The sequence below is a fragment of the Brevundimonas sp. Leaf363 genome (genome assembly GCF_001424025.1).
Lineage (GTDB): Bacteria > Pseudomonadota > Alphaproteobacteria > Caulobacterales > Caulobacteraceae > Brevundimonas.
Window position 1 is genome coordinate 242,587 of record NZ_LMPZ01000001.1, and the last position, 12,194, is coordinate 254,780.

Annotated in this window: 15 protein-coding genes; 8 read left to right on the forward strand and 7 right to left on the reverse strand. The window is 71.4% G+C overall.

Annotated features, from left to right (window positions below):
* Positions 1-18 precede the first annotated feature (18 nt).
* The gene (locus tag ASG17_RS01195; RefSeq protein WP_056098191.1) at positions 19-474 is read left to right on the forward strand and encodes a YaiI/YqxD family protein; all 456 of its coding nucleotides are present in this window, start codon (positions 19-21) and stop codon (positions 472-474) included.
* A complete protein-coding gene (gene arfB / locus ASG17_RS01200) occupies positions 471-872 on the forward strand; it encodes an alternative ribosome rescue aminoacyl-tRNA hydrolase ArfB (RefSeq protein ID WP_056098194.1) in 402 nt (133 codons plus the stop codon). The genes ASG17_RS01195 and arfB overlap by 4 nt, the downstream gene beginning before the upstream one ends.
* A 12-nt stretch (positions 873-884) precedes the next feature.
* On the opposite strand, the gene ASG17_RS01205 is transcribed toward arfB, so the two are convergent.
* Genes ASG17_RS01205 through ASG17_RS01225 form a run of 5 tightly spaced genes read right to left on the reverse strand, consistent with a single transcriptional unit; the run spans position 885 to position 5,291 of the window.
* Positions 885-1,658 carry a hypothetical protein gene (locus tag ASG17_RS01205; RefSeq protein WP_056098196.1) on the reverse strand — a complete coding sequence of 258 codons (774 nt, stop codon included), beginning with the start codon at positions 1,656-1,658 and terminating at the stop codon, positions 885-887.
* Positions 1,659-1,686: 28 nt separating this feature from the next.
* The gene (locus tag ASG17_RS01210) at positions 1,687-2,160 is read right to left on the reverse strand and encodes a hypothetical protein (protein WP_056098928.1); all 474 of its coding nucleotides are present in this window, start codon (positions 2,158-2,160) and stop codon (positions 1,687-1,689) included.
* Between the two features lie 17 nt (positions 2,161-2,177).
* Positions 2,178-3,779, reverse strand: a complete 1,602-nt coding sequence (gene ubiB / locus ASG17_RS01215) for a 2-polyprenylphenol 6-hydroxylase (RefSeq protein ID WP_056098198.1) — start codon at positions 3,777-3,779, stop codon at positions 2,178-2,180.
* Positions 3,767-4,546: a class I SAM-dependent methyltransferase gene (locus tag ASG17_RS01220; protein ID WP_056098200.1), complete on the reverse strand. Its 780-nt coding sequence runs from the start codon at positions 4,544-4,546 to the stop codon at positions 3,767-3,769. Before ASG17_RS01220 ends, ubiB begins: the two co-directional genes overlap by 13 nt.
* A 40-nt stretch (positions 4,547-4,586) precedes the next feature.
* Positions 4,587-5,291, reverse strand: coding sequence for a Crp/Fnr family transcriptional regulator (locus ASG17_RS01225; protein ID WP_056098202.1), 705 nt, complete (start codon positions 5,289-5,291; stop codon positions 4,587-4,589).
* Between the two features lie 152 nt (positions 5,292-5,443).
* Between ASG17_RS01225 and ASG17_RS01230 the strand changes: the two genes are divergently transcribed.
* From ASG17_RS01230 to ASG17_RS01245, 4 genes are read left to right on the forward strand one after another with little or no spacing between them, the layout of a single operon-like run.
* Entirely contained in the window at positions 5,444-5,722 is a 279-nt protein-coding gene (locus tag ASG17_RS01230; protein ID WP_235560328.1) for a 4a-hydroxytetrahydrobiopterin dehydratase, read from the forward strand.
* The gene (locus tag ASG17_RS01235; RefSeq protein WP_056098205.1) at positions 5,719-6,501 is read left to right on the forward strand and encodes an SDR family oxidoreductase; all 783 of its coding nucleotides are present in this window, start codon (positions 5,719-5,721) and stop codon (positions 6,499-6,501) included. Before ASG17_RS01230 ends, ASG17_RS01235 begins: the two co-directional genes overlap by 4 nt.
* A gap of 60 nt (positions 6,502-6,561) precedes the next feature.
* Positions 6,562-7,230 carry a ribulose-phosphate 3-epimerase gene (rpe, locus tag ASG17_RS01240; RefSeq protein ID WP_056098207.1) on the forward strand — a complete coding sequence of 223 codons (669 nt, stop codon included), beginning with the start codon at positions 6,562-6,564 and terminating at the stop codon, positions 7,228-7,230.
* Positions 7,227-9,035: a heparinase II/III family protein gene (locus tag ASG17_RS01245; RefSeq protein ID WP_056098209.1), complete on the forward strand. Its 1,809-nt coding sequence runs from the start codon at positions 7,227-7,229 to the stop codon at positions 9,033-9,035. The genes rpe and ASG17_RS01245 overlap by 4 nt, the downstream gene beginning before the upstream one ends.
* A gap of 168 nt (positions 9,036-9,203) precedes the next feature.
* Here the strand turns inward: ASG17_RS01245 and ASG17_RS01250 are convergent, their stop codons facing one another.
* Positions 9,204-9,836 (reverse strand): thiamine phosphate synthase, encoded by a 633-nt coding sequence (locus tag ASG17_RS01250; protein WP_056098211.1) that lies wholly within the window; start codon positions 9,834-9,836, stop codon positions 9,204-9,206.
* Here ASG17_RS01250 and ASG17_RS01255 point away from each other — a divergent pair.
* On the forward strand, positions 9,835-10,524 hold the full coding sequence (locus ASG17_RS01255; RefSeq protein WP_056098213.1) for a YggS family pyridoxal phosphate-dependent enzyme: 690 nt from the start codon (positions 9,835-9,837) through the stop codon (positions 10,522-10,524). The two genes, ASG17_RS01250 and ASG17_RS01255, sit on opposite strands and share 2 nt — an antisense overlap.
* A 50-nt stretch (positions 10,525-10,574) precedes the next feature.
* Entirely contained in the window at positions 10,575-11,261 is a 687-nt protein-coding gene (locus ASG17_RS01260; RefSeq protein ID WP_056098215.1) for a response regulator transcription factor, read from the forward strand.
* A 3-nt stretch (positions 11,262-11,264) separates the two neighbouring features.
* Here ASG17_RS01260 and ASG17_RS01265 read toward each other — a convergent pair whose 3' ends face one another.
* Entirely contained in the window at positions 11,265-12,113 is an 849-nt protein-coding gene (locus ASG17_RS01265) for a hypothetical protein (RefSeq protein ID WP_056098217.1), read from the reverse strand.
* Between the last annotated feature and the right edge of the window lie 81 nt (positions 12,114-12,194).

Sequence of the window (12,194 nt, forward strand, 5' to 3'; positions counted from 1 at the left end):
GAGAGGTAGGGTGCCGCCATGACCACCCTCTTCATCGACGCGGACGCCTGCCCCGTGAAGGAGGAGGTCTATCGCGTCGCGCGCCGCACCGGACTGAAGGTGTTTGTCGTATCCAACGGCTGGATGCAGGTCCCGCGCGAGCCGCTGATCGAGCAGGTGGTGGTCGACGCCGGCCCCGACATCGCCGACGACTGGATCGCCGAGCGGGCCGGGCCGGGCGATGTGGTGATCACCCAGGACATTCCGCTGGCCGACCGCTGCCTGAAGAACGGCGCCCAGGCGCTGAAGTCGAACGGCCAGCCGTTCACCCCCGACAGCATCGGCTCGACCCTCGCGGGTCGGATGGTGGGCGAGCATCTGCGGTCGATGGGCGTACCGACCTCCGGCCCGCCGCCCTTCGGTCCGGCCGACCGCTCGCGGTTCCTGCAGGCGCTGGACGCCGCGGTGGTTCGCGCCATGCGGGCGCCGCGATGACCACCATCCCCGAGGACGAGCTGGAGTTCCGCTTCTTCCGCGCCGGCGGGCCGGGCGGCCAGAACGTCAACAAGGTCTCGACGGCGGTACAGATGCGGTTCGACGCCAGGAACTCGCCCAGCCTGAGCGAAGGCGTGCGCGAGCGGCTGATGAAGCTGGCCGGCAGTCGGCTGACGTTGGATGGGGTCATCGTCATCAGCGCCGTGCGCCATCGCACGCAGGAGCGTAACCGCGCCGACGCGATTGAGCGGCTGCAGGAGATGGTCGACAAGGCCTCGATCGTTCAGGCCCGCCGCGTGCCGACCCGGCCCACGCGTGCCTCGAAGGAGCGGCGTCTGGTCGGCAAGGCCAGCCGGTCCACGATCAAGGCCGGACGCGGCAAGCCCAATCTCGACTGATCCGACGGGGGTTCAGCCTCGCTGACGCGGCGGCGCGCGACCGCCGCCGGGCGCCATGCCGCGCTGCATCGCGGTCTGCGGCAGTTCGGCCAGGGTCAGACTACCGTCGTGGTCCTTGTCCAGCAGCCCGAACCAGCGCTGGGCCACCCGCTCCTGTTCCTGGCGCGTGATGGACTGGTTGAAGTCGGTGTCGGCCGACTTCACCGGCTGGGGCACGCCCAGCAGGCCCGCCTGGGCGATGCGCGAGCTGGACGCCGCCGAGCGTTGGGCGCGCGGGCGGTCGTTGCCCAGCCCGTTGTCCAGGCCGCTGTTGCCACCCTGTTGCGGCGCGCCCTGCGCGGGCTCGGCCATGTTCAACGGCGCGGAGGGACGTCCGCCGCCACGACGCGGACCCCCGCCCGGACCGGTCATCAGGGTCTCGATGCTGAGGAAGGCGCGGTCGACCATGGTCTCATAGGCGGCGACCTCTCCGGGGCTGATCTCGCCGTCACGGCTCTGATCGAGGACGGCGAAGTAGCGCAGGCCGTCGGCCGTGAACTCGTCCAGCATCACGGCGCCGTCGCCGTTGGTGTCGGCCCCGGAGAACCAGGCGGCGACCGGATAGGGCTCGCCCGGCTGACTCTTGAACGGCTCGCCGAAGGGGCTGATGAAGATCTGCGGGCTCATGGCCGGGCCGCCGCCGCCGGGTCCGCCCGGACCGCCGGGCGCCGAGGCGCATGCGGCGGCGAACAGGGTCAGGCTGGCGGCGCCGAGCGCGGCGGCGCGGGCGAGGGTCGTAGGGCGCATCGGCGTCAGGTCTCCGGGCCGGGGCTGTTCAGGACTGGGGTTCGTCTTCGGCCTGGATCGGGCGGAAGAGCAAGGCGGCGATGCGGTCGTCATCATTGAAACCGATCAGCCAGACGGTCCGCTGGTTGGCGAAGGCGACGCTGAACAGCTCCGCGCCATTCTGCTCGCCGACGAAGGCGACGGCCTGAACCGCGCCGAAGCCGCGCACCAACGGGGCAATTTCGTCCGCGCGCTGGCGAATCTGGGTCGCCAGGTCGTCGGTGAAGACTGTGTAGTCGGGGGCGCCGGCCTGAAGGGCGGCGATGATCGACCGCAGGGCGGCCTCGGAGCGGGCCACGTCTGGCGCCTGAACCTCGTCGGCGGCGGGCGGGGGGATCATGGGCCGCTGCGCGGCGGCCGGGCCGTCGAACGCGTCGGGCAGGGTCGCCGCCGCGGCCTGGGCTGAAGCCACGGCCGGACAGGCCAGAAGGGCCAGCAGGCCGGCCGTCGCGAATATCTTCATCAGGTGGTCCCCAAGGTTCAGCCGATCCTGATCGGCCAAAGGGTCAGGATAAGGGCGGCCGCCGCGGCCACGGTTGCGAGGGTGACACAGACATACAGCCAGGGCGACGCCTGGCGTGTCGTCACCACGACCGACACGGGCTGAGGCGGGTTCTGAACCAGCCGGGTCAGGGCCTTCACGGCGGCGAGCATCTCCTCGACTGCCTCCCTGGCCTGGGCCTTGGGCCCCAGCTCGCGGCGGATCCAGCGCTCGACCACCGGCTCGGCGGCGGCCCACAGGTCGTGGTCGGGGTTCAGGCGGCGCGCCACGCCCTCGACCGAGACCATGGTCTTCTGCAGCAGGATCAGCTCGGGCCGCAGGTGCATGTCGAACAGGGCGGTGATCTCGAACAGCTGGCCCAGCAGCCGGCCCATCGACACCTGCGACGCCTGTTTGCCGATCACCGGCTCGCCCACGGCGCGCAGGGCCTGGGCGAAGGCCTGCACCGAATGCTGCGGCGGCACGTATCCGGCCTCGAAATGGACGCGGGCGATGCGGTCGTAGTCGCGGCTGAGGAAGCCCCAGAGGATCTCGGCCAGATAGCGCCGCTCGAACGGGCCCAGCCGCCCGACGATGCCGAAGTCCACGGCGACCAGCTCGGCCGGGGCGCTGCAGAACAGGTTTCCCTCGTGCAGGTCGGCGTGGAAGGCGCCGTAATCCAGCGCCTGCACCAGGAAGGCGCGCACGACGTTGTCGGCCAGGGCGTTCTTGTCCAGCCCCGGCTGCTCGGCGGCGGCCGGGTCGGTCATGGCGATCCCTTGCGCCCACTCCAGCGTCAGCACCCGCTTGCCGACCCCGTCCCAGACCACGGCGGGGGCGGTCATGTGACCGCCGCCCTCGGCCGCGGCCTTTCGCATGATGTCGCCCAGCTCGGAGGCGGCGGCCGCCTCCAGCCGCATGTCCAGCTCAAGCTCCAGCGCGCGGGCGATGGTCTCGACGAAGGCCTGAGGCTCCAGCCGCCGCGCCATCGGGACCAGCCGGTGCGTCATCCGCGCGCCCAGTCGCATGGCGTCCAGCCCCCGCGCCACGCGCCGCTCGACATTGGGCCGCAGCACCTTGATCGCCACCTTGCGCCCGTCGGCCAGCCAGGCCGGATGGGCCTGCGCCAGCGAGGCGGCGGCGATGGCGGGCTCGAAGCGAGTGAACAGGGCCTCGACCGGTCGGCCCAGCGAACGTTCGACCTCGCGCCGCGCCTGTTCGATGGGGAAGGGCGGCAGGCGGTCCTTCAGCCGGCCCAGGTCCTGGGCGAACTCGGTCCCGAAGATGTCGGCGCGGGTGGCCAGCACCTGACCCAGCTTGATGGCCACGGGGCCCAGATGCTCGAAGGCGCGGCCGAGGCGCTGGCCCGGCCGCCCATCGCGGCCCTGGCGACCCGCGAAGGCGTGCAGGACATGGGCGATCCAGCGCACCCAGGCGGGCAGCACCGGCGTCACCTCGCGCGGGATCAGGGCGTCGTGGCGCACCAGCACCCACAGCCAGCCGGCCAGACGCAGCACGGCGCCCACCGGATCGCGCACGGGCGCGGTCTGCGGCGCCTCGGGCGGCCGGTTGATGACCAGACGGTCGCTCAGATCGCCCACCCGAAGTGGATCGCCGCCACGCCGCCCGACAGGTTGGTCACCGTCACGTTGCGGAAGCCGGCGCGCTCGATCATGCCCTTGAAGGTCGTCTGGTCCGGGAAGCGGCGGATGCTTTCGACCAGATACTGATAGCTGTCGCGGTCGCCCGTCACCCACTGGCCGATGCGCGGAATGGCGTTGAAGGACCAGGCGTCATAGGCGCGGCGCACCGGCTCGGCGGTCGGGCGCGAGAACTCCAGGCATAGGAACCGCCCGCCCGGCTTCAGCACCCGGCGCGCCTCGCGCAGCGCCTGGTCGATGTCGGCAACATTGCGGATGCCGAAACTGATTGAATAGGCGTCCACGCTGGCGTCCGGCAGCGGCAGGTTCATGGCGTCGCCGACGGACCAGCTCATCTCCGGCTCGCCGCCCTTCTCGACCCCGGCCAGGATCATCTCGGCGTTGTAGTCCATGACGATGACGCGGGCGTCCTCGCCGCCCAGCCGCTGCTGAGCGCCCCGCGCCATCTTCGAATAGCGCCGCGCCATGTCGCCGGTGCCGCCCGCGACGTCCAGGATGGTCTCGCCGGGGCGGGCGTTCAGCTTGGCCGCCGCTGCGTCCTTCCAGAGCCGGTGCACGCCCGCGCTCATCAGGTCGTTCATGATGTCGTACTTTGACGCCACGCTGTCGAACACGCCGCGCACGCGCCGCACCTTCTCGCGCGCGTCCAGGTCGATGAAGCCGAAGGGTGAGCTCTTGCTCTCAGGCGTGGAGGCGGCGTCGGTCATGCGGGCCTTCTAGCGCCTGAACGACCGCTCCGTCACGCGGCTACTGCGGAACGCGCGGCCTCGGCACGCCCAGATCCTTCATCACCGCCCGCATGGCGCCGTAGCAGCCGCAACTGGCCTTCTCGAGGCCCGGGCGGTCCAGCACCTCGACCCAGCCGCGACCGCGTTCGATCAGGCTCTTGTCCTCCAGCGCGCCGCCGACTTCCGACACGGTGGCGCGGCGCACGCCCAGCATCCCGGCGATGTCGGCCTGGGTCAGGTTGAAGCGGTCCGCGTCGCTGCGGTCGTGGATCGTCAGCAGCCAGCGCGCCAGCCGCTGGTCCAGCGCGTGCTGGGCGTTGCAGGCGGCGATCTGCTGCACCTGGGCGAACAGGCTCTCTGTAAATTTCGACAGGGCCAGCCGCATTTCCTGGCTCTTTTCCAGCGCCTCGGAGAAGACATCGGCGGGCAGGCAGGCGGCGACGCCTTCGATCTGGGAGATGGCGCGGCTGGCGGCGCGGGCGTTCATCGGCCCGCAGGTGACGCCGATCAGGCCTTCCCGGCCGATGGCGGCCGTTTCGACCATCCGGTCGTCGGGCAGCACGGTCATCAGGGAAACGACGCCCTTCAGCGGAAACCAGACCTCGCCAACGTCCTCGCCGGCGTCATACAGCATCTGGCCGCGATCGAAGGCGCGCGGCGTCAGGTGCGGCTCGAGCCGCTTGCGGTCGGCCGGGGGCAGGGACGCGATCCACAGATTGTCCACAGTATGGCTCCGCTATGGCTCCGCTTGGTTCTGAGCGCTCAACGCTGAAGCTAACGGCCAAGTTCCAAGAGTGGATGGGTGGATGGGGCCGCTTGTCGCCGGGCGCGCGCGCGGCTAGGCCGGAAGCTAGGGAGACGCAGATGGACGCCAGGATGACACCCACCGAAGCGGTCGGCCAGCTAGGGCATGGATGGCGTCCGGACGGCCAGGACGCCATCGCCCGAACGCTGACGTTCGAGGACTTCAACGCGGCCTTCGGCTTCATGACCCGCGTGGCGATATGGGCCGACAAGGCCGACCACCACCCGGAATGGTCCAATGTCTACAACAAGGTGGACGTGCGCCTGACCACCCACGACGCGGGCGGGGTGACGAACAAGGACCTGGCGCTGGCGCGGTTCATCGACGCCGTCGCGGGAGAGGCGAAGTGAGCGGCCGTCTCGAAGGCAAACGCGCTCTGATCACCGGCGCGGCCGGCGGCCTGGGTTCGGCCATGGCCTGGCGGATGGCGGAGGAGGGCGCGCGCCTGGCCCTGACCGACGTCGACGGCGACGGGGCGAAAGGCCTGGCCGACGCAATAAACGCCGCGCACCCGGACGCGGCCGTCGCCTTCGCCCATGACGTGACCAGCGAAGACCAGTGGAAATCGGTCGTCGCGGACGCCGTTTCGGCGCTCGGCGGCCTGTCGGTGCTGGTCAACAACGCCGGCGTCGGCGGGCCACTGACCTTCGTCGAGGAGGACACGATCGAGAACTGGCGCCGTCAGTACGAGATCAACCTGCTGTCGGTCATGCTGGGCTGCAAGCACGCCATGCCGCACCTGCGCGCGGCTGCCCCGGCCTCGATCATCAACATCTCGTCGCTGGCGGGCTTGGTCGCCGCTCCGGGCATGGGGCCGTACAACGCCACCAAGGCCGCGGTCTGGATGTACACCAAGACCATCGCCTTGGAGGCGGCAAAGATGGAGTGGAACGTGCGCTGCAACTCCATCCATCCGGTCTTCATCAAGACGGCGATCCTGGACCCGTTTGTGGCCATGGCCCACGGCGACGAGGCCAGGGCGCACGAGCGGCTGTCACGCGGCATTCCGCTGAAGCGGATCGGCGATCCGGACGACGTGGCGTGGGCCGCCGTCTATCTGGCGTCGGACGAATCGAAGTTCGTGACCGGCACCGAGTTCAAGATCGACGGCGGCACGACCGCCCAATGAACGGGGCAGTGACGGCGCCGCGCCTTGCTCCCGCCCGCAACGCGGCCTAATCCCCGGCGCATGGCCGCACCCCTCATCTGTCCGTCCATCCTCGCCAGTGATTTCTCGCGTCTCGGCGAGGAAGTCCGGGCCCTGGAAGCCGCCGGCGCCGACTGGATCCACGTCGATGTGATGGACGGCCACTTCGTGCCGAACATCACCCTGGGCCCCGACATCGTGAAGGCGATCCGCCCGCACACGACCCTGCCCTTCGACGTGCACCTGATGGTGGCGCCGGTCGATCCCTGGCTGGAGGCGTACCGCGAGGCGGGCGCGGACATCCTGACCGTCCATCCAGAGAGCGGCGCGCACCTGCACCGCACCCTGGGCCGTATCCGCCAGCTGGGCGCCAAGGCGGGCGTGGTCTTCAATCCGGCCACGCCGCTGAGCATCCTGGAAGAGGTGGTCGATCTGGTCGATCTGGTGCTGATCATGTCGGTGAATCCCGGCTTCGGCGGCCAGGCCTTCATCGACAGCGCCCTGAAGAAGGTCGCGGGCGCCCGCGCCATCCTCGACCGCGCCGGATCGCAGGCGCACCTGCAGGTCGACGGCGGCGTCACCTCGGCCAACGCCGGGGCGTGTGTCGCCGCCGGGGCCGATGCCCTGGTCGCCGGTTCGTTCGTGTTCAAGGGCGGCAACTACGCCGCCAACATCGAGGCCTTGAAGGCCGAAGGGCTCCAGGCCGCGTGAGCCCGCTAGGACCCTTCGCCAAGGCCGCACAGGCCGCCGACGCCCTGACGGGCGGCGTCATTCCCGGCCTGCCCGGCGCCCCGGTCCGCACGCCCCTGCATCGCATCGGGGCGTCTACGGGGCCCGAGCTGTGGCCCGCAATCCTCGGCCGCCTGCTGACCCGCCAGATGTGGGTCGAGCTCTATGGCCTGCCCGGCTATGACCTGACGCTGAAGGGCGGCCGCGCCACAGGCGTCGCCGCGACGCCGCGCGACTTCCGTCCTATCGAGGGCGGGCACGGCCGCGCCGTGGCGGGCGGCCGCTTCGTCCTGGCCGGCACGGCGCTGGATGTCGAGCCGGGCGGCGATCCGTGGAACCGCCCCAGCCCCAGCCGCGCCTTCGCGGTCGAACTGCACGCCTTCACCTGGCTGCCCGCCCTGATGGCCGAGGGCGAGGCCGGCGCGCGGGAGGCGTTGCGCCTGACGCTGGCCTGGACCGACGTCTTCAGCCGCTGGTCGCCCTTCGCCTGGGGGCCGGACATCCTGGCGCGCCGGGTCTTCAACCTGGCCTGCGCGGCCCGCAAGATGGCCCAGGTCGCAGACGATCCGCAGCGCGAGCGCCTGCTGGCCACCCTGGGAGCCCAGGGCCGTCAGCTTTTGCGTCCGCCCGGCGGCAAGGCCAGCCAGGCCGAGCGTCTGGTCGCCGCCGCTCTGGTGGGCGCGGTGCTGGCCGGATCGCCCGGTGACCGTATCCGCAAGGCCGCCCTGGGCCGGCTGGGCCGCGCGCTGGAGCAGTCCGTGCTGGCCGACGGCGCACACGCCAGCCGCGCGCCCGAGATGGGCATGGAGCTTCTGCTAGACCTGCTGACGCTGGACGACGGCCTCAGCCAGCGCTCCGAGCCGACGCCGCAAGCGGTGACGGGCGCCATCGAGCGGCTGACCAAGGGCCTGCGCGTCCTTGCCCTGCCCGACGGCCGGCTGGCCAGCGTTCAGGGCGGCGGACCGTCCACCGCGGCGCGCGTCGCAGCGGCCCGCGCGCACGACAGCGCCGAAACGGCGGCCGGAGAAGTGGGCGGGATCACCCGCATCCAGAGCCCGCTGGTCACGGTCATCACCGACGTCGCGGCGCCCGCGCGGGGCGCCTGGTCCTCGGCCGCCTGCGCCCAGCCCGCCGCCATCGAGATCGTCTGCGGCCGCGACCGGCTGATCACCTCGTCGGGGTGGACGCCCCGCGCCGCCGACCGCCAGGCCCTGCGCCTGACCCCGGCCGCCTCGACCCTGACCCTCGGCGAACAGTCGGTCGGCGAGCCTCTGGGCGGCAAGAAGGCCGAGCTGCTGGGCCCGCGCCTGGTCGCTCCCGCCCTGCACGTCACCCAGGATCAGCGCCAGGGCGACGGCGCCCTGTGGCTGGAGGTCGAACACGACGGCTGGGCCGGTCCGTTCGGCCTGATGCACCAGCGCCGCCTCTACCTGGACCAGCGACTGGACGAACTGCGCGCCGAGGAGCGGATGTTCCCCCAGCCCAATCGCAAGGAGATCGTCCGCCCCATCGCCGCCCCCTACGCCCTGCGCTTCCATTTGGAGCCCGGCGTCCAGGCCTCGCTGGCGCGCGACCGGCGCTCGATACTGCTGCGCGGTGGCTCCGGCCGGGGCTGGTGGTTCCGCACCGACGGCCCGGATGTGGCCATCGAACCCAGCGTTCACATCGACGACGGCCTGACCCGGCGCTCGCTTCAGGTGGTCGTGCGCGGCTCGGCGCGGACGGATAACGAGACCAAGATCCGCTGGAAACTCAGCCCGGCGGGCGCCAGCGGCGATCCGACCTGATGTGAAAGATCCTCCACCGTGCAGCGAAGCGAAACGGGGGAGGGGGACCACGAAGTGGTGGAGGGGGCGAGGACATCCACCGTCGCCGGCCATCCAAGGCTGCACCCAGCTTTCGCCCCCCTCCACCACTTCGTGGTCCCCCTCCCCCGCCCAAGAGCGGTGGAGATCTTAGAAGGTCGCTTGAATCGCTCCGACCGCCGCGAATCCGCAGGCGCCGGAGCCGGTGAGCACCTCGACTGTCTCCCCCGTGACGCCGCCCAGCGCATAAGTCGACCGTAGGGCCGCGACCATCTTCAGCGTCTCCACGCCCAGCGGCGGTTTGATCCCAGACGTCCCGCCCGCCAGGAAGATCGGCGACAGCACCACGGCGTCCAGCGCTCCGGGCGCCGCCCGCGCGGCCTCCACCGAATGCGCCGCTCCGGTCAGCAGCCACTCAGGATGCGCCACCCGCACCGGATCAGCCTCGCCCAGCGCCCGCTCCGGCAAGTGCAATCCATCAGCCTCCAGCGTCTCCGCCAGCCCGACATCCAGCCCGACCAGCAGTCGCACGCCCGCCGCCCGCGTCGCCGCGCGCAGCCGTCGACCCGTCTCCAGCGCGTCGTCCCGCCCGAACGTGCGGAACACGACGCCCGCCCCCGCCGGCAGGCGCGCCGCCGTCTCCCATGGGCGAGACGTCCGCTCGGGATCCGTAAAGAACAGCATCGGCGGCAGCGCGCCGCTGACATCCCCGGCGGCGCGGTTTAGAGCCTGCGCGGTCTCCCACAGGCGCTCGGCGTCGCTTCGTTGTCCGGACGGGTCCATGACCGCCTCATCGCCCTCTCAGGCGCCCGCGTCCATCGCCGATCGCTTCGCTCAGGTCCGGAGCCGGGTCGCCGGGGCCGAGATCGCGGCCGGCCGTCCCGCCGGGTCCGCGATTCTGACCGCCGTATCGAAGACCCAGCCGCCCGAAACGATCGACGCCGCCCTCGCCGCCGGCCAGCGCATCTTCGGCGAGAACCGGGTGCAGGAGGCGCAGGGCCGCTGGCTGGATCGCGACCGCACGGGGCTGCAGTTGCACCTCATCGGCCCGTTGCAGACCAACAAGGCGGCCGACGCTCTTTCGCTGTTCGACGTCATCGAGACCCTGGATCGGGAGAAGCTGGCCGAGGCCCTGGCTTCGGCGGGCGACAAGCTGTCCTTGCGACCCCGCGTCCTGGTCCAGGTGAACACCGGCGAGGAGGAGCAGAAGGCCGGGGTCGCCCCTCGAGACGCCGACGCTCTCATCGCCCGCGCCCGCGCGCTGGGCCTAATGGTCGAGGGCCTGATGTGTATCCCGCCGGTCGAGGCCGCGCCCGGCCCGCACTTCGCGCTTCTGGCGCGCATCGCGGCGCGCAACGTTCTGAGCGTCCTTTCGATGGGGATGAGCGACGATTTCGAGGCCGCCATCCGCTTCGGCGCGACCCATGTGCGGGTCGGTTCGGCCCTGTTCGGGGCGCGCACGACGCCGTGATCTGACGGCCCGGACTTGGCGTTTGCCGCGACGCTCGCCATTGTCAGCCCATGCCGAGCCCCAAGACCATCCTGATCATCGACGACGACGACGACCTGCGCGAGGCGCTGGCCGAGCAGTTGGCGGTGCACGAGGAGTTTCGCACCGTCCAGGCCGCGACCGCCGGAGACGGCGTGCGCCTGGGCCGCGAGATCCGCGCCGACCTGATCCTGCTGGACGTCGACCTGCCCGACATGGACGGCCGCGAGGCCTGCCGCCTGCTGCGAAAGGCGGGCGTCTCGACACCTGTCATCATGCTGACGGCCCAGTCGTCGGACGCCGACGCCATCCTGGGGCTGGACGCCGGGGCCAACGACTACGTCACCAAGCCCTTTCGCTTCGCCGTGCTTCTGGCCCGCGTGCGCGCCCACCTGCGCAGCCACGAACAGTCAGAGGACGCCGTCTTCACCATCGGCCCCTACGAGTTCCGCCCGGCGTCCAAGCTTCTGCTGGACGACAAGGGCAAGAAGATCCGGCTGACGGAAAAAGAGACCAACATCCTGAAGTACCTTTACCGCGCCGGCCCCAAGCCGGTGTCGCGCGAGGAACTGCTGACCGAGGTCTGGGGCTACAACGCCGGCGTCACCACCCACACGCTGGAAACCCACATCTACCGCCTGCGCCAGAAGATCGAGCCCGAGCCCGGCCAGGCGCGGCTGCTGCTGACCGACGCGGGCGGGTATCGGCTGCAGCCATGACCCTCACCCGTTCGGGCGCCACTCGCTGAGCTGGACGCCGTCGGCGGTGGTGAAGGCGATGCGGTCCAGCTGGACGGCGGCGATGCACACGGGGCGCTGGTCGGGGCCGGCGGCTCGGCATCGCAGGGTCTGGCCGCTCGGCCACGCGGCGAAGCGGCCTTCCAGCACGAGGCGGTAACCGTTGACCGGCGCGGCGGCGGGGGCCTCGCCTTCGCCGCGCACCGTATAGGCGTAGGCGCGGCCGTTGCGGCGCTTGAGGCGCGAGCCGTCGGCCTCGAACACCGCCGCCAGGCCCAGGGTCTGCGGCGACGGCGCGGTCGAATCGCCGGCCGGTCGGTCCGCCGCGGCGCCGGGACAGCCGTCCACAGACGTCCAGGGCCGTTCGACCCACAGGCCCTCTACCGCTTCCCAATCGGCGGGCGGCCCGGCCACCAGCGCGGACGGCTTCCAGTCTCCGGGCGCCAGCGTGATCTGGATCGTCTTGCGATCGGGGCCCCACGACCAGCGCGGCAGGCCGTCGCCGGCGTCATCCTCGGCGAGAGGCGGCTGGGGGCCCGCGCAGCCGAAAGCGAGATTGAGAGCGAAGCGCCGGCCCGCCAGGGGATCCGGCGCTGCGGGCGCCTGACCGGCGGCGAAAGTCGAGGCGGCGTCGCGCGCGGCCGTGATCAGGTCGGCGCGGCCGAGCGGCGTCAGGGGCGTTTGGGACGGCGCAGGCGGGGCCGCCACGGGTGTTACGGGCTGGGCGTCGACGGGCGGCGGCGCCGCCTCACGGGGCTTGCAGGCGGCGGCCGCCAAGGTCGCCCCCAGGCACAGGACGACGGCAGCGCGCTTCGCGGCGTTCGCATCGGGCATGCACAAACCCTAGCATAATCAGCGACGAAATGTCGGGCGCACCGGAAAAAGGTTGACCTCGGCGGCCTGCGGCGGTCTGCA

Bases quoted from the DNA above. Each gene is read 5' to 3' on its own strand.
- ASG17_RS01255 (WP_056098213.1), top strand. From the start codon at position 9,835: ATGACCGCCTCATCGCCCTCTCAGGCGCCCGCGTCCATCGCCGATCGC.
- ASG17_RS01195 (WP_056098191.1), top strand. From the start codon at position 19: ATGACCACCCTCTTCATCGACGCGGACGCCTGCCCCGTGAAGGAGGAG.
- ASG17_RS01210 (WP_056098928.1), bottom strand. From the start codon at position 2,160: ATGAAGATATTCGCGACGGCCGGCCTGCTGGCCCTTCTGGCCTGTCCG.
- rpe (WP_056098207.1), top strand. From the start codon at position 6,562: ATGGCCGCACCCCTCATCTGTCCGTCCATCCTCGCCAGTGATTTCTCG.
- ASG17_RS01260 (WP_056098215.1), top strand. From the start codon at position 10,575: ATGCCGAGCCCCAAGACCATCCTGATCATCGACGACGACGACGACCTG.
- ASG17_RS01220 (WP_056098200.1), bottom strand. From the start codon at position 4,546: ATGACCGACGCCGCCTCCACGCCTGAGAGCAAGAGCTCACCCTTCGGC.
- arfB (WP_056098194.1), top strand. From the start codon at position 471: ATGACCACCATCCCCGAGGACGAGCTGGAGTTCCGCTTCTTCCGCGCC.
- ASG17_RS01265 (WP_056098217.1), bottom strand. From the start codon at position 12,113: ATGCCCGATGCGAACGCCGCGAAGCGCGCTGCCGTCGTCCTGTGCCTG.
- ASG17_RS01250 (WP_056098211.1), bottom strand. From the start codon at position 9,836: ATGGACCCGTCCGGACAACGAAGCGACGCCGAGCGCCTGTGGGAGACC.
- ASG17_RS01230 (WP_235560328.1), top strand. From the start codon at position 5,444: ATGACACCCACCGAAGCGGTCGGCCAGCTAGGGCATGGATGGCGTCCG.
- ASG17_RS01205 (WP_056098196.1), bottom strand. From the start codon at position 1,658: ATGCGCCCTACGACCCTCGCCCGCGCCGCCGCGCTCGGCGCCGCCAGC.